Annotated in this window: 15 protein-coding genes; 4 read left to right on the top strand and 11 right to left on the bottom strand. The window is 30.6% G+C overall.

Annotation, left to right across the window (positions count from 1 at the left end):
* Positions 1-73 precede the first annotated feature (73 nt).
* Genes secF through yajC form a run of 3 tightly spaced genes read right to left on the bottom strand, consistent with a single transcriptional unit; the run spans position 74 to position 2,987 of the window.
* Positions 74-1,003: a protein translocase subunit SecF gene (gene secF / locus EPJ79_RS10380; protein WP_147718413.1), complete on the bottom strand. Its 930-nt coding sequence runs from the start codon at positions 1,001-1,003 to the stop codon at positions 74-76.
* Positions 1,004-1,030: 27 nt separating this feature from the next.
* Positions 1,031-2,542 (bottom strand): protein translocase subunit SecD, encoded by a 1,512-nt coding sequence (gene secD, locus EPJ79_RS10375; RefSeq protein ID WP_147559985.1) that lies wholly within the window; start codon positions 2,540-2,542, stop codon positions 1,031-1,033.
* Between the two features lie 28 nt (positions 2,543-2,570).
* Positions 2,571-2,987, bottom strand: coding sequence for a preprotein translocase subunit YajC (yajC, locus tag EPJ79_RS10370; RefSeq protein ID WP_147739428.1), 417 nt, complete (start codon positions 2,985-2,987; stop codon positions 2,571-2,573).
* A gap of 196 nt (positions 2,988-3,183) precedes the next feature.
* Here yajC and EPJ79_RS10365 point away from each other — a divergent pair, with 196 nt between their 5' ends.
* The 4 genes from EPJ79_RS10365 (at position 3,184) to mnmG (ending at position 8,382) form a co-directional block, all read left to right on the top strand.
* Complete coding sequence (locus EPJ79_RS10365; protein ID WP_147739427.1) at positions 3,184-4,794, top strand: Na+/H+ antiporter NhaC family protein; 1,611 nt, start codon at positions 3,184-3,186, stop codon at positions 4,792-4,794.
* 123 nt (positions 4,795-4,917) lie between these two features.
* The gene (locus EPJ79_RS10360; protein WP_021957748.1) at positions 4,918-5,187 is read left to right on the top strand and encodes a co-chaperone GroES; all 270 of its coding nucleotides are present in this window, start codon (positions 4,918-4,920) and stop codon (positions 5,185-5,187) included.
* Positions 5,188-5,284: 97 nt separating this feature from the next.
* On the top strand, positions 5,285-6,439 hold the full coding sequence (locus EPJ79_RS10355; RefSeq protein ID WP_147739426.1) for a hypothetical protein: 1,155 nt from the start codon (positions 5,285-5,287) through the stop codon (positions 6,437-6,439).
* Between the two features lie 83 nt (positions 6,440-6,522).
* Positions 6,523-8,382 (top strand): tRNA uridine-5-carboxymethylaminomethyl(34) synthesis enzyme MnmG, encoded by a 1,860-nt coding sequence (gene mnmG / locus EPJ79_RS10350; protein WP_147739425.1) that lies wholly within the window; start codon positions 6,523-6,525, stop codon positions 8,380-8,382.
* Between the two features lie 121 nt (positions 8,383-8,503).
* Here the strand turns inward: mnmG and EPJ79_RS10345 are convergent, their stop codons facing one another.
* The 8 genes from EPJ79_RS10345 to lsrF form a co-directional block, all read right to left on the bottom strand.
* Positions 8,504-9,004, bottom strand: a complete 501-nt coding sequence (locus tag EPJ79_RS10345) for a type 1 glutamine amidotransferase domain-containing protein (RefSeq protein ID WP_147739424.1) — start codon at positions 9,002-9,004, stop codon at positions 8,504-8,506.
* Between the two features lie 39 nt (positions 9,005-9,043).
* Positions 9,044-9,406 carry a cupin domain-containing protein gene (locus EPJ79_RS10340; protein WP_021958416.1) on the bottom strand — a complete coding sequence of 121 codons (363 nt, stop codon included), beginning with the start codon at positions 9,404-9,406 and terminating at the stop codon, positions 9,044-9,046.
* 54 nt (positions 9,407-9,460) lie between these two features.
* Positions 9,461-11,014 (bottom strand): autoinducer-2 kinase, encoded by a 1,554-nt coding sequence (gene lsrK, locus EPJ79_RS10335; RefSeq protein WP_147739423.1) that lies wholly within the window; start codon positions 11,012-11,014, stop codon positions 9,461-9,463.
* A 67-nt stretch (positions 11,015-11,081) separates the two neighbouring features.
* Positions 11,082-12,152: an autoinducer 2 ABC transporter substrate-binding protein LsrB gene (gene lsrB, locus EPJ79_RS10330; protein WP_147739422.1), complete on the bottom strand. Its 1,071-nt coding sequence runs from the start codon at positions 12,150-12,152 to the stop codon at positions 11,082-11,084.
* Between the two features lie 29 nt (positions 12,153-12,181).
* A complete protein-coding gene (locus EPJ79_RS10325) occupies positions 12,182-13,186 on the bottom strand; it encodes an ABC transporter permease (protein ID WP_147739421.1) in 1,005 nt (334 codons plus the stop codon).
* Positions 13,186-14,211: an ABC transporter permease subunit gene (locus EPJ79_RS10320; RefSeq protein WP_147739420.1), complete on the bottom strand. Its 1,026-nt coding sequence runs from the start codon at positions 14,209-14,211 to the stop codon at positions 13,186-13,188. Before EPJ79_RS10320 ends, EPJ79_RS10325 begins: the two co-directional genes overlap by 1 nt.
* Complete coding sequence (locus EPJ79_RS10315; protein ID WP_147739419.1) at positions 14,211-15,677, bottom strand: sugar ABC transporter ATP-binding protein; 1,467 nt, start codon at positions 15,675-15,677, stop codon at positions 14,211-14,213. Before EPJ79_RS10315 ends, EPJ79_RS10320 begins: the two co-directional genes overlap by 1 nt.
* 16 nt (positions 15,678-15,693) lie before the next feature.
* A complete protein-coding gene (gene lsrF / locus EPJ79_RS10310; protein WP_021958422.1) occupies positions 15,694-16,560 on the bottom strand; it encodes a 3-hydroxy-5-phosphonooxypentane-2,4-dione thiolase in 867 nt (288 codons plus the stop codon).
* Positions 16,561-16,710: the final 150 nt, after the last annotated feature.

Here is a 16,710-nt window from a genome sequence, read left to right as displayed (position 1 = left end):
TAATTTAGTCTCGTGCCGCCTATTTTTTATTTTATTTTAAATAATTATAACATATTTAATAAAAAATGTCAAATTATTTTTTACCTTTCATAAATAATATTAAAAGCCCGCTTGCTATAAAATTGCTTGCATAAGTTCCTATAACGACTCCGCAAAAGAAAGTAAATGCAAAATCATAAAGTATAGGACCGCCCCAAATCATTATAGAAGCTGCGGCAAGCAAAGTCGATATTCCCGTCATTATAGTTCTTCCAACTACGCTGTTTAAACTTAAATTAACTATATCTTTAAAAGGTTTATTAATATCGGCATTCTCTCTAATTCTATCGAATACTACTATTATATCGTTAATCGTATAACCGATTAGAGTTAAAATTGAAGATAAAACCAAAACAGAAAATTCTTTATTTAAGAAAAGCAAAATTCCAAAAACTATAACCACATTATGTATAAGAGTTATAATCGCTGGCAAAGCGTAACGATGATTAAACCTTATCGCTATATAAATCATTATTATTATCCAAGAAATTATTATAAGTATAAAAGCCAATTTCAAATTATCGGCGGAAACTACTCCGCTTATAATATTGCTTCCAATTAATGAAACTTTATCCTCTCCGTATTTATCGTAAAGAACTTTCATAGCTCTTTCTGATTCTTCGTTTGAACCTCTAAATCTTAAAAGAAATGAATTTATATTTTCTTCGCCTTCAAGTTCCTGTATATTAATTGTCTCTTCGCCAAAATGAGAATACAAAGCTCTTATTTCGGCAATATTTATAACTTGAGGATTGTCAATTTTTACATTTAATTCTACTCCGCCTGCAAAATCTATACTTAAATTAAAATTATCGCTTTTGATTTTTTGAACGAATATAAAAACCGAAGCTATAAAAATTATAGTCGATATTACCGCCGCAATAGGCATAAATTTTACGAACGGAATTTTATTTTTTGTTATAATATTTTCTTTTTTTTCTTTAATAGTATCGTTATTGCTCATTTATAAATCCTTATTAAATCTAAAATATCAAATAAAGAAGAAACCCGCTTTTTTTACAAGTTTTGCTCTTATAATTTCTTCGTAAATATATCTTGTTATAAATACCGCCGTAAATAGATTTATCAAAATACCGAAGAATAATGTAATCGCAAAACTCTGAACTGGACCGCTTCCAAATATCCAAAGTATTAAAGCCACTATTATTGTTGTTATATTCGAGTCAAATATAGTGGCAAAAGCTCTATCATAACCTGAAATAATGGCGTCTGCAATATTTGATTTTATTTTTAATTCTTCTTTTATTCTTTCAAAAATAATTATATTCGCATCAACTGCCATGCCCATAGTGAGAATTAATCCCGCTATTCCAGGCAAAGTTAAAGTAAATCTTAAAGGCGATAAAACCGCTATAACGAGAACAATATTTATAAGCATTGCAATCGTAGCGAGAATTCCCGAAAGCCTATAAGTCGCTATCATAAATAAAGCCACTAATATAAAAGCCATAAATAAAGCCGTAGTTCCCGCTTTAACAGAATCCGCTCCTATTGACTGCCCAACAACCGCTTCCTCTATAACTGTAACATTTAAAGGCAAAGCTCCTTCTTTTAATATTCTTGCCAAATCTTGAGCTTCTTCGATTGTAAATCTTCCCGTAATAACTCCTCTTCCGCCTCTAATTTCTTGATTTATATTTGGAGCGCTTATAACTTTATCGTCCAAAACTATAGCAAGCATTCTATTAACATTTTGAGCTGTTACTAAAGCGAATTGAGTAGAACCTTCGTTATTAAGTTCAAAAGAAACATTTGCCTCGCCAAATTCTCCTCCCGTAACGCTTGCATCGATTAAAGAACTTCCTTCAAGTGAAGGCTCTTTATTTATTATAACGGGAGCGCCTCTAACTCTTCTTCCGAAATCGTCTTTTTCGCTATAAAAATATAATTGTTTTCCATATTCGGGAACTTTTGCAAAATTAGTAAAAACGCCCATAACCATATCGTTGCTATTTATTAAAGCCGTAGCTTGTTCATCAACCAAATTAAAAGTTAAAGCGCCTTGACTTAAAACAACGCTCTTTATTCTATCGGGGTCACGCGCTCCTGGAAGCTCGACTACTACTCTGTCTTCGCCTTGCTTTCTTATTCCTACTTCGCTTACTCCAAATTGGTCTATTCTTCCTCTTAACCTCGATATGAGTCTATCCATAGCCTCGTTTTTCTCTTCGGCGCTTAAAGAAGAAACATTTCTTTCAAGTCTGCTTGCATATTCTTCAAAATCTGCCTGCAAAACTATTCTTATTCCGCCTTGCAAATCTAATCCCATATTAACCGATTCGTTTCTTAATCTTTTATATGATTGAACTTTATCTATTTGTTCTTTTGTATATCCTTCGGTTATCATATCGTCCAGAGATAAATTGCTCTCTTCTTTTTTGTCTTCCGAAGTAAAGAAATACCATCTAACCGTTGGAGCGATAAACCAACCCATAACGGCAAGCCCTATAATTATAAAAGCTAATCTTAAATTATGACTCATATTTTATTCCTATAAATTTTAAATTTAATTATTCTTTTTTATCTTCTTGTTGAGCTTTTTCTAAATCCTCTTTTATTTGATTCTTTTCTTCTTTTGATTTTTTATCTTCTTTTTTTGGAGGATTTAACATATCTTCCGTAACAACTGCCGATATTGAAGATTTAATTATTTCAATTTTTGTATTCTCGCCTACTTTAACTATAGCGACTCTTCCGCCTTCTTTGTCCGAAACATATTCGGCTACAATTCCGCCAGAAACTATAATTTTATCGCCTTTTTTCAAACTAGCTATGCTTTGTTGTAATTTTTGTTGTTGTTTTTTTTGCGGTCTTATTAGTAAAAAATAGAATATGGCAAATATAGCTACCATCATTCCTATAGACATAAAGGGATTTCCTCCCGCGGCTTGTTGTCCGCCTTGAGCGTATAATGTGGCTGTGAACATTCTTTAATTACCTCTTTTATTTAAATATTTTAATGTTATATTATAAAGTATTATTAATAATTGTCAATATTTTTTTATCTATCAATTTAAAAAAAAATTAAAATTTAATTATAAATTTTATAAATAAAACTTGACATACTAAACCATTTAATATAATATATTACTATAAAAAGTAAAATATATATGAGTTTAAATTATGGAACATTACGGTTTATTTGGTATCATACCTCCGCTTTTAGCGATTATTTTAGCATTGGTGACTAAAGAAGTTATAATATCTCTCACTTTGGGAATATTATCGGGAACTTTAATAATAGCGCATGGAAATCCTTTTTTGGCTATTATAATGTTTACCGATAAAGTCGCCGCTATGACGGGCGATTCTTGGAATGTGCGAATATTATTATTCTGCGCTTTGCTCGGAGCTTTCGTTAGTATGCTTTCAAAAACGGGGGCTACAAAATCTTTTGGTTTATGGGCAAGCAAATATTTAAAAACTAAAAAAAGCGTTTTATTATTTACATGGTTTTTCGGACTTATAATATTTATAGACGATTATTTTAATAGTCTTTCTGTTGGAACAGTTATGCGTCCAGCTTGCGATGAGAAAAAAATATCAAGAGCGAAATTATCTTATATATTAGACGCTACGGCGGCTCCCGTTTGCATACTCGCTCCAATTTCAACTTGGGTTGTAACAGTTATGAGTTATATAAGAGATTCTGAAGGTTTCGCATCTCTTAATATGAGCGAATTTATTTTCTTTATAAGAATGATTCCGTATTCTATTTATCCTCTATTGACTTTGGCTTTTGTAGTTTTAATATCGGTTTGGTTAAAAGATTTCGGTCCAATGAAAAGAAGCGAAGATAACGCTCTAAACGGCAAATTATTTGACGAAGAATTATACGGAGCATGTCCTGGAAATTTAGAAACTACTTCTAACGATAAGGCGAAATGGTTTGATATGGTTATAGCTATTTTGATTCTCATAATAGCCTGCATATCAATGTTTCCAATAACTACATATATGGGATTAGTCGGAACTGAAGGAATAGAAACTTTTTCTCAAGCTATTTCAAGTATGAGTATTAGCGATGCTTTTATACAAACTGACGCTTCAAAATCGCTTTTCTATGGAGTTATAATATCTTTAATTATAGTTTATATATATTATTTAGCGAGAAAATTATTAAATATTCGTTCTGCGGGAAATTCTATAATGGAAGGCGTAAAATCTATGGTTCCAGCTTTGATTGTTTTGGCATTGGCTTGGACTATTGGAAATGTAATTAAATCAAGCCCAGAAGACGGCGGACTTGGACTTGCTGCATTTCTTTCTGAAACGGTAAAAGGCGGAGGTTTTCCTCTTTGGCTTTTGCCGGCAATTGGTTATTTGCTTGGATGCGTAATAGCTTTTTCTACGGGAACAAGTTGGGGAACTTTTGCGATAATGATTCCTATAATTATACCTATAGCTACGGGATTAGCGAATGCAAACGGATTTACGGGCGATGCGCTTTTGAATGTTCTTCTTATAAATGTCGGTTCTGTGGTTTCGGGAGCGGTATTTGGAGACCATTGTTCGCCTATATCGGATACTACAATATTGTCGTCTACGGGAAGTAATTGTCCTTTATTAGAACATATAACGACTCAAATACCTTATGCGGGACTTGTGGCAATAGCGTCTTTTATCGGCGTTTTAATAGGCGGAATAAGTTTAAATCCAATATTATCTTTATCGAGCGGATTTATTATTATGTGCATAATGGGACTTTTAGCTCCAAAGTTTTATAATAAATAAGATTTTATTAAAAATTATTTTTTATACTTGACTTTTAATTATCTTCATTATATAATTTATTAAAAAATTAATTAGATTTTATTTTACAATGCCAAATTGAAAGTTGGCGAAGGAGTTATATAAATGTCATCTATTAAACCATTAGCGGATAGAGTTCTATTGAAAGTGTTAGAACAAGAATCAAAAACTTCAAGCGGAATATATATTCCAGAAACGGCAACCGAAAAAACTCAAAAAGCCGAAGTTGTTGAAATAGGCGAAAGCGAAGACATTAAAGTTAAAAAAGGCGACATAGTTATATACGATAAATATGCGGGCATTCAAATTAAAGACGGCGATACGGAATATTTAATCGTTAAAAACGAAGAGATAGTCGCTCTTATAAAAAAATAATTTTTATAAAAACTTTTTGTAGAAATTTAATTTTAAGAACATTCATGTTTTATTGACTGAATGTTCTTTTTTAAATTATTTTTAAGATTAGGTTATAATGAAAAAATATTTATTAATAATTATTATAATGCAAATATTCGCTTCTGTTTTATTTTCTCAAGAATCTTCAAATAAATCTCCCGAATATATTTTTACCTACGATAAAGAAAATAATTTTAATATCGCGGATACAAACGCTATAAACGAAATTTCAATATTGATAGAGAGGCGAGGTTTTCCTTTAGTTAATAGATTAGTTAGATTTACATCTTTAAATCCCGATATTTTTCAATTTGAAATCGAAAAGATTAACAATATAAAAGAATTAGAATTTTCAGAAAATGAAGATAAATCTTATACGAATATTTTTGTCGTTCCTACGGACGAGGACGGAATAGCGCGAGCGAAACTTAATTTAATAAAATCGGGCAATGCTATAGTTTTGATGCATATACTGTATGTCGGCTCTACGGGAAATACGAATATATCTTACGAAGAGTTTGCGTATATAAATATTAAAGATAATTTTTTTCAATCTAAAATTTTAAATGTTGAGGATGAAAGTTTAAATAAAAAATCTTCCGTTATAATAATAGCTACGCTTTTTCCCGCTTTATTTTTAATTTCAATCGCTTTAATATTTATAAGTTATTTTAGGCGAATATATTACGAATACAGAAATATTAAATCAAAAATTGTAATATATACTTTTTTTGGTTTTAGTTCTATTAAAAAACAATTTCTTCCGATGTTAATTTTAATATTTTTAGAGCTTTCAATAATAGGAACTTCAATTATAATAAGCGATTATATTTTTTCTATTATATTATTGGCTTTATTTATAGCGGGCTTTACCGTAAAAAGAGAAAAAATGTATTCTATAGGATTTTTTATTTTATCTTGCATATTCATTACGCATTTATATTTGCAAATATCTATAAATTATTTGGGAATGGATTTTATACTTCAAAATAATATTATAAGCTCTCCCGTTTTTACTCTAATATTATTTTTTATAATCACTTCGTTAACGGGCGGAATATATATTCCCGTTTCAATATTGACTTTATATAAAGTGTCTTTTAATTTAAGCGATTTAAGTTTTATATTAGCTTTAGTAGGAATATTTTTGTCTTCCGTATTTTATATAGTAAAAGTTAAAAAGGATATTCCTTTTTTATACGAACTTGATTTAATAAAAATAAAAGATTAAATTTTTTGACAATAAGAAATTTTTAATATATCATTATTTTAAAACTTTTAAATTATTTATCAGAAAAAATTAACGGTAAAATTATGAATAATAAATATGATATTATAGTTGTAGGCGGCGGACATGCAGGAATAGAAGCCTCTCTATCTTCTGCAAGATTGGGAGCTAAAACTTTATTAATATCAATTAATCTTGATACAATAGGGCAAATGTCATGCAATCCCTCAATCGGAGGAGTTGCAAAAGGAACTATTGCAAAAGAGATTGACGCTTTGGGCGGCGAGATGGGAATTTTAGCCGATAAAACTATGATGCAATTTAGAATGCTTAACAGAAGCAAAGGGCGAGCGGTTTGGGCGCCTAGGGCTCAATCGGATAAATACGCTTATAGAGATGAAGCTACAAAAAGTTTATACTTTCAAAATAATTTAACTTTGCATCAGGATATAGTTAATTCTTTAATAGTTGAAAATAATATTGTAAAAGGATTGAAAACCGAAAGAGGAATAGAATATTTAAGCGATGCGATTATATTAACTACGGGAACATTCTTAAACGGACTCATTCATATAGGCGAATATCAAAAACCAGCGGGAAGAATTGGCGAGCTTCCCGCTATCGGTTTGTCGGATAATTTAAGAGATTTAGGTTTTGAAGTTGGCAGATTAAAAACGGGAACTCCAGCGAGAGTAGATTTTGATTCTATAGATTTGGATATTTTAGAGACTCAATTTGGAGATAATGAAATTGTTCCTTTTTCTTTCTTAAACGATAATATTGAAATTAATCAAACTCCCTGTTATATAACTTATACAAATAAAAATATACATAAACTTATTACGGATAATATTCATTTGTCACCAATGTATAGCGGAGTAATTAAAGGAATAGGTCCTAGATACTGTCCAAGCATTGAAGATAAAGTTGTGAGATTTGCAGATAAAGAAAGGCATCAATTATTTTTAGAGAGAGAAAGCCATAGAACTAAAGAAGTTTATATTAACGGTTTTTCTTCGAGTTTGCCCGAAGAAGTTCAAATTAAAATGATAAGAAGTTTAAAAGGACTTGAAAATGTAAGAATATTAAAGCCAGCTTATGCGATTGAATACGATTATATTAATCCGATTGAATTAAAACCAACTTTAGAAACTAAAAAAATAGAAGGATTATTTTTAGCGGGACAGATAAACGGAACGAGCGGATACGAAGAGGCGGCTTGTCAAGGTTTAATTGCGGGAATAAACGCTTCTTTGAAAATTCAAAAACGAGAGCCTTTTATATTAAATAGGAGCGATGGATATATAGGAGTTTTGATAGACGATTTAACGACAAGAGGAACAAAAGAACCTCATAGAATGTTTACATCTCAAGCGGAACATAGAATGCTTTTAAGACAAGATAACGCTGACGAAAGACTTACCGAACTATCTTATAATATAGGTTTGGCAAGCAAAGAGAGATTGGAAAGAGTTAAAGATAAAAAATTAAAAACTCAAATATTAGTCGACTTTCTAAATAAAAGAACTCTCACACAAAAAGAAACCGAAGAATCGGGATTTATTAAAGAAGCTAAAGAATTTAGAACGATGACATTAGCGTCAATAATAAAGCGTCCCGAATGCAATATAAAAACGGTTTTAAAATTTATCGATAAAGATTATAATAAAAATGTTTTGGAGAATGCGGAAACTTATATAAAATACGAAGGCTATATTTCAAGATACTTAAACGAAATTAAAGATATTGAAAAATACGAGAATATGATTATTCCTAAAGATTTTGATTATTCAACTTTACAAAGCGTGAAGATAGACCAAATAAATAAATTAAAACAATTTAAACCTTATAATATATCGCAGGCTTTAAGAATTCCAGAAATTGATATGTCGGTTGCGCATATTTTAATTCTTGCTATAAATAATTTGAAGAAGAATAAAAAATAATTAGAATATATATTTTTAATAAAATATTTAAAATTATTTTCCAATACAAAAATTTTCAAATATTTCATTTATAACTTCTTCCGCGTCTATCTTTCCGCTTTATTAATAATAAATTAATTTTTTAAAATATCTTTTTCATTATCTCTCTCATAAAATAAGGCAAATCGTCAGGACATCTTGAAGTTATTATATTTTCGCATACCACAACTTTTTCATCTTTGTAATTTGCTTTAGCGTTAATCAAATCGTCAATAATTCCGCTATAACAAGTAGCGTCTTTATTTTCCAAAACATTAGCGGATATTAAAGTTTGCTGTCCATGACATATCGCACCTATTGGAAGAGAATTATCTACAAAATATTTTATTATTTTCTTTACGCTTTTATTTCCTCTTATAGATTCTGGCGCTCTTCCTCCAGGTATAATAAGCAGTTTATAATCTTTTGGATTAACATCGTCAAGACTCAAATTTGCTTTTACCTTAAAGAAATATTCGCCCGATATAATTCCTTTTTTCAAAGCCGCTATATCAACTTTATAACCTTCTTCTATCAATCTAAAATAAGGATAAAATAATTCAGAATCCTCAAAAAAATTTTCGCTTAATATTAAAGCTTTCATAATTAAAATTCTCCTAATTTTTTAAATTATTTATTGTCTTTATTTATCTTCTTCTGGAAGCCAATCAACATTAACTTTATCCTTTTCATGAAAAGGCGCTTTTACGAATAAAGCTTTCCAAGGCTTATCGTAATTATTTTTTATATAATGTTTAGTCGGTGGAGGCAATTGTATAATATCGCCTTCGGAAATTACGATTTTTTCTCCGTCAACATAAATATCAACCTTTCCTTCCAAAGTATAAAAATCTTCTTCCGTATTCTGATGATAATGAGTATTGAAATCTTCGCCTGGCTGTATTATCACCAAACCGACATCGCAATAAGGACCTCTTAATAGATATTTAGGACCAGATATATTATTATTCCTATATTCTATTTCTGATTCGTTTAATTTTTTCATTTTTGTTTACCTCTTTTTTAATTATTTTTTTATTGTTTTTATTATTCTTTATTTTCATTCTCCTACCGCTTTCCACATATGCGTAGTTAAATTTTTATCCGCCAATTCTAATTGAATTTTATAAACATCGTTAAATTTGTTTATAAGATTAGCGTAAACTTTTTGATTATTTTTATCGGGATAATATACGATATCTTTTTTGACGCAAATATCCGCCGCTTCATAAAAATCTTTGTATAAATTTATTCCTACACAAGCGCAAATTGCAGCTCCTAATGCCGTAGCTTCTTTTACTTTAGTAGTTCTAACTTCAAGTTGCAATACATCGGCAAGTATTTGACACCAAACTGAATCATTCGCAGCTCCGCCTGCAAAAGTTAAATAATCTATATTTATATTTGAAAAATTTTCTATAGTCTTTATATTATTATAACTAACAATAGCCGCATTTTCCATTATTGATTTAAATAAAGAATATCTATTAGTTTTATTAGGGTCTATAGTCATATTAATAAAAGAAGGAGCGGCATGTTTCCAAGAAATATAATTCATTTTATCGGAAAATATCGGTATAATCTCATAACAGCCCGCGGGAATATCTTTAGATTTATCCGACAATAATTTATAAGCGTTAGTATTATTCTTTTTTGCTATCTCTTTTAAGTCTTCGCAGAAAGCGTCTCTAAACCATCTTGCAACCAAACCAGGATAAAAAGCTATTCCTTCAGCCTGCCATAAATCGCTTATAGAAGAACAATTTATTCTTATTCTAGCGTCTTTATCAATAATCGGACTCTTCATATTAACTTCCTGCTGCCAGAAAGTTCCGCCCAATATAACGGTATCTTTTTCATTAACCGCGCCGACTCCTATAGTTCCAAGTTGAGCGTCACCTCCGCCCATAACTATTTTTGTTCCTTCTTTAAGTCCCGTTTCTTTGCTCGCTTTATTATTAACCTCTCCCATAATCGTTCCCGATTCCAAAACTTTAGCGTTTGCAAATTTAAAATCCAAATCGGACATTTCAAATATTTTTTTATCAAAATTTCTAGTTTTTAAATTAAAAAGTCCTAATGTAGAACCGTTGCTTGGGTCTATAAATATATCCGCTCCAAGTTCAACGGCTATCCAATCGCTTAACATATTTAAATAACATGCTTTATTATAAATATCTTTATCGTTATTTTTTATCCATAATAATCTTGGAATCGCTCCTAAAGAAAATGTTTGTCCGCTAATATAATAAATATCTTTTTCTAATTCTTTATTTTTTCTTAAATCTATAGTTTCTTGATAAGCTCTCGCGTCTACATTTGAGCAAGCCCAAATAGGTTTTTTATTTTCATCGTATAATACAAAAGCTTCCCTCATACTTGTCGTTGAAATTGCCAATATATCGTTAGGAGAAATTTGTTTTAAAACATCTTTAATGCATTTACAAATAAGTTTCCAATTATTTTCTATATCAAAATCTATACTTCCTTGATATTTTGGATTAACTTTATGAATATATTCTCTTTGAGATTCTATTATTTGATTTCCAGATTTATCAAAAATAATAGCTCTAACGCTTCCCGTTCCCGCATCCAATGATAAAATATATTTCATTTTTATTCCTCCTATTTTTTAGAGCGCCATTTAAAATATTAAACGGCGCTAAAATATTAATTAAATATTAAAAATCATAATTATTAATATTATCTTTTGTGAATACGACTCTTTCAGGCAATATTATTAAACCGTTATTGTCGGCTTCATAATCGTATCCTTGCTCTTTATTAGCGGCTACTTCTACCGAGCCTATTCCAGGAACTTCAATTTTATCTCCTACATTGAAAGTTTTTCCTAAAGCCAATTGATAGGCAATATAAACCGATAATTTTCCTTGAACTACAACATCCCATAATCCGAATTGTTTTATAGTTCCGCTTTCAACATATTGTTTCATAGCGTTAGGAGTAGAAAATCCGACTATAATTACTTTTCCGCCAACTCCTAAATTCTCGGCGGCTTGAGCGGCTGCAGGCAATGCGGTTGAGTCTGGACAAAGAATAGCGTTTATATTCTTATATGTGTTTAAAATATCCGTAGCCGTTTGTAAACTTCTTTGAGGGTCTTGATATCCGTATTGAGTAGTAACTATTTCCCAATTAGAATATTCTCTCTTTATCAAAGCTTTTGCCTCTTCCGTCCATGCATTTTGGTCTGTCACTTCGGGGCTTGAATAGAAAAATGCGACTTTCTTTTTTGCAGTTTTTCCGTCTGGCATTTGGTCTGAAACCATCTTTACCAATAATTCGCCAAGAAGTTTTGGAGTTCCTTGATTAATATAAAAAGAACGGTATGCAGGGTCGACATCGCTATCCCAAGTAAGTATATGAATTCCTTTGGCTCTCGCTCTGTCTAAAGCCTGATTCAAAGCCGTAGGCGATAATGACGAAACTACTATAGCGTTATAATTTTGATTTGCAAAATTATTTATATACTCTATTTGCTTTGAAACATTAGCTTCGTTAGGTCCGTCATATTTAACGGTTATTCCTAATTGTTCTCCCATTTCAAGAGCGCCTCGTCCGCCCGACTCAAAAAAGCCGTTTCCCGTTATTTTAGGGATAAAAGCGATTTTTATATTTTCTCCCTTTGCGGATTCTTTTTTAGAACCCGAACAAGAAAAAATCGCCGTGAGAGTTAATATTAAAATAAAAACCCTCGATAAAATTGTAAAAAGTTTGTTTGAATGATACATATCGTATCCTCCTTAAAATAAAAATTTTTTTAAATAACTTTATTTAAAATTTTGTTATTTAACATAATTAATCTTATCTTTGATATAATTATTTTTGATGTAACCGTTAATATTAATAGTATTCCTACTATTATTTGAGATACATCGCTACTTATACCAATGCTCATAAGTCCTTGTTTTAAGTATCCTATAAAAAAGCATGCTATAACCGTATTAACTATAAAACCGCTTCCTCCATTTATGCTCGCTCCTCCCAATACTACAGAAGTTAAAGTTGGAAGTAAAGCGTCAGAACCCAAATCGCTTCTTGCAGAAGTAAAATAAGAAGTTAATATTATTCCAGAAACGCCCGAACATAAACTTGTAAATATATAAGCTGTAGTTATTGTAAATTTAACCGCTATTCCGCTATACGAAGCGACATCTTTATTAACTCCGACTAAATAATATTGTCTTCCCAATCTCGTTTTATGCAAAATAATCGCAAATATTATTGCAAGAAAAATTATAAAAATTAACGGATAAGGAATTTTTCCTAAACTTCCATAAGCTAAAGTTAAAAAAGAATCTGAAAAACCTGTTATTCCATTATAACCAGCGGCTCCAGAAGAGCCAGCGATTCCTATGGCTATTCCTTTATAAAGAAACATAGTTCCTAAAGTTATAACCAGAGGATTAATATCCGTATTTGAAACTAAAAAACCGTTAATAAGTCCGCATAAAGAAGCACATAACAAAGCTAAAATAATTGCAAGAAAAAATGGCATATTCAAAAAAGTATGAAGCATACCGAAAACTATAGAAGTTAAACCCATAACGGAAGTAATAGATATATCAATTCCACCAGTGACTAAAATTAAAGTAAAAGGTATTGAAACTATTACTATATGCATAAAATCGTTAGACGAATATAAAAGATTGCTTATATTAAGAAAATTTGTATTAACAAATCCTATTATAAATATTTCTAAAATAAGTAGAATAAATAAAATAAATCCCCAATTTTTACAATATTTTATAATCGTATTCTTCATTATTTTGCGCTCCTTGAAATTTTTTCTATTTTGCTTTTTATTCTAACCGAAGAGAATCTCGCTCTCTTTCTCATATCTTCCAAATATTTTCTAACTCTATAATCAGATAAAACTATCGCTATAAGTATCGCTCCCGCTATTGCGTCATTCCAATATGAAGGCACTTTTAAAAAAATAAGAACGCTGTTTATTGTGGTTAAAAATATCGCTCCGATAGTAGAAGAAATTGGAGTTCCTATGCCTCCAGATAAACTAACTCCGCCCAAAACGCTTGAAGCAATAGCCCGCATTTCTTCGCCATTTCCAGCGTTCATTGGTATAAAACTTAATTGAGAAACGAATATAATCGCCGCTATTGAAGCAAAGAAACCAGATATTAAATACGCGAAAAATTTAGTGGCTCTAACGCTTATTCCTAAATTAAAAGCTCCTTCTTCGTTTCCGCCAACCGCATAAAAAGATTTCGTTATAGAAAAAAATCTTAATATAAGCATTGAAATTAATATAATGAAAAATACTATTATAATAAATAAATTGATATTAAATACTTTAATTTGGGCTATAATTTTTATTGATTGCGGAACAGAATCTACCCAACTTCCGCCAGTGATTATTGGCATTAATCCTCTGTAAAGTCCCATAGTTCCTAAAGTCATTATTATTGGCGGAATTCCTATTATCGATATTCCAAATCCGTTTATAACTCCCGCGGATAATCCTACTAATATGGCTACAAAATAAGAAATTTCAGAGTTTATATTTGCAACCATTCCCATACAAACTGCAGATAATCCCATTATAGCTCCTACGGAAACATCGATTCCTTTAGTAATTATTACAAAAGTTTCGCCTACAGAAAGCATTATAAGAATTAAACTTGAAACTAATATTCCAAGCAAATTATTTATTCTTATAAAATCTCTATTAAAAGCTCCGCATAATAAAATTATAAGAGTTAAAATTATAAATACTAAAGTTTCTCTTTTTACAAATAATTCTCTTAATTTATTTTTTAAATAACGCATTATATAACTCCAAAAGAAGCTTGAGTAATAATTTCCATAGAAAAATCTTTTTTATCCAATTCTAAATTTATTTCTCCAGAATGTATTACTATAATTCTATCGCTATTATTAATAACTTCTTCCAAATCGCTTGATATTAAAATAACGGCGACTCCTTTTTTCTTTAAGTTTCTCACTATTTGAAAAACATCCTCTCTCGCTTTAGCGTCAACTCCTCTAGTAGGTTCGTCTAAAATAACGACTTTAGGCTCTGTAGTTAATATTTTTGAAATAACCACTTTCTGCTGATTTCCTCCAGAAAGCATTCTTGAATATTGCTCATCGTTTAAGACTTTTATTTTTAATTCGTCCACATATTTTTTAGAAATTTCTTTTTCTTGCTTTTTATTTAAGAATACTTTTGAAATCTTTTTTAGAATCTCCGAAGATATAGTTTCATAAAAAGGAATATCTAAAAATATGCCATATTTATGTCTGTCTTCGGGTATATAAGAAATTTTTGCTTCTCTGGCGGATTTAGCATCGCAAGGAATTAATTTTTTACCGTCCATTATCACTTCGCCGCTATGATAAGGCTCTAAACCTACTATTGCGGAAGCTAATTCCGTTCTGCCCGCTCCTACTATTCCCGCTATTCCTAATGTTTCGGATTCTCTCACATCAAAAGATATGTCTTTAAAAACTTCGGAAGACAAATTATGAACGGAAAGAATAACTTTGCCTATATCGTATTTTGTATTGCAGTTTTGCGAAACATTATAATCCGAATTTCCAATCATAGCTTTTATTAAATCTATAGGCTCAAAATCGGAAGTATTCCCAGATAATACTATATTGCCATCTCTTAAAACGCTTATTCTGTCTGAAAAATCAAAAATTTCGTTTATTCTATGCGATATAAAAAATACTCCTATATCGTTTTTTAATAAAGGACGAACTATATCGAAAAGAGATTTAACCTCTTTAACAGTTAAAGTGCTTGTAGGTTCGTCCAATATCAAAACTTTAGCGTTTCTGATTAATCCTCTTATTATTTCAACCAGCTGCTGATTAGCTATAGTTAATTTTCCCGCATCATCTCTTAACGAAACTTTAAAACCGATTTTTTCGGCTATGCTCTTTACTTTTTCTATAGTCTCTCCGTTTACTTTTGAAAGCCCTATCGTTATATTTTCCAAAATAGAAAGATAAGGAAATATTTTAGGTTCTTGCGGAACTAAATAAATACCTTCTCTATGAGCTTGATAAGGTCTTGTAAAATTAACTTCTTTGCCAAGATATTTTATCGTCCCATTGCTTGATTGATAAGTTCCCGATATAATCTTCATTAATGTAGATTTTCCCGAACCGTTTCCTCCGAGTATGGCATGAACTTCTCCTTTTGCCAAAGAAATATCCAAACCCTTAAGAACGGGAACTCCGTCAAAAACTTTCCAAATATTATTTAATTCCAACAAGTTTTCCATAAATCATCCTATAATTTTAATGAACCTTTGAATTTTCTATATCTTCTTGAGTTACTTCAAAATATTCTTTTCTTTTAGTTTTATCGTTACACATAGATTCAACTAATTGCAAAGCCTCTTTTACCGATGAATTTTTATGTATAATATGCGCAACTCCAGCGGTTATCGCTTCTGGATAATCGGACTGCCATATATTTCTACCCATATCCACTCCTATCGCTCCGCATTGTATTGAGTTATAACATAATTCTAATACATCTTTATAACTATCTAATTTAGGTCCGCCAGCTACTATTATAGGAACGGTTGTCTTTTTAACCACTTCCTCAAATCCTTCGCAATAATAGGTTTTAACAATATCCGCTCCAAGCTCGGCTGCTAATCTCGATGCATGCGTTAAATATCTTTTTTCTTTTTTGTCTTTCAACGCTTTTCCTACAGCCGTAACTCCCAAAACGGGTAAATCGTATTCCATAGCGTCATTAATTGCATCGGTTAAGTTAAGTATGGTTTGATGCGAATGTTCCGCTCCAACAAACATTGAAACCGCTATAGCCGATGCGTTTAATTTTATTGCATTTTTAGCAGATAAAATTAAACCTTCGTTATCAATATCGCTTTCCAATATTGTATTTCCTCCGCTCGCTCTCAAAACTATTCCTTTCTTAAAATCAGAATCGATTTGGCTCGTCAATATTCCTGGACTTAACATTAAAGAGTCTATATGCGGAATTAATTTTTCCACTTGAACTTTAGGCATTTCCATGCCATGCGCAGCGCCCATAAAATATCCATGGTCTATGGCAAGCATTAAAGCTTTTCCATCTTCCATAACGATTTTTGATAAACGGTTTTTCTTACCGAAACTATAATTATTAAACATTTTAATTCTCCTTAAAAGTAATTTATTAAAAGAGTTAACTCTTATACTATATAGTATATACTAAATAATTACATTTGTCAAGTATTTTTGTAATAAAATTTAATTAATTTTTGTAATATAATTTTATATATATCTATTATTGATTTTTAT

The organism is Brachyspira aalborgi (genome assembly GCF_008016455.1).
Classification (GTDB): Bacteria; Spirochaetota; Brachyspiria; order Brachyspirales; family Brachyspiraceae; genus Brachyspira; species Brachyspira aalborgi.
The sequence above is the reverse complement of the archived record's forward strand: the minus strand, read 5'-3'. Positions and strand labels throughout refer to the sequence as shown.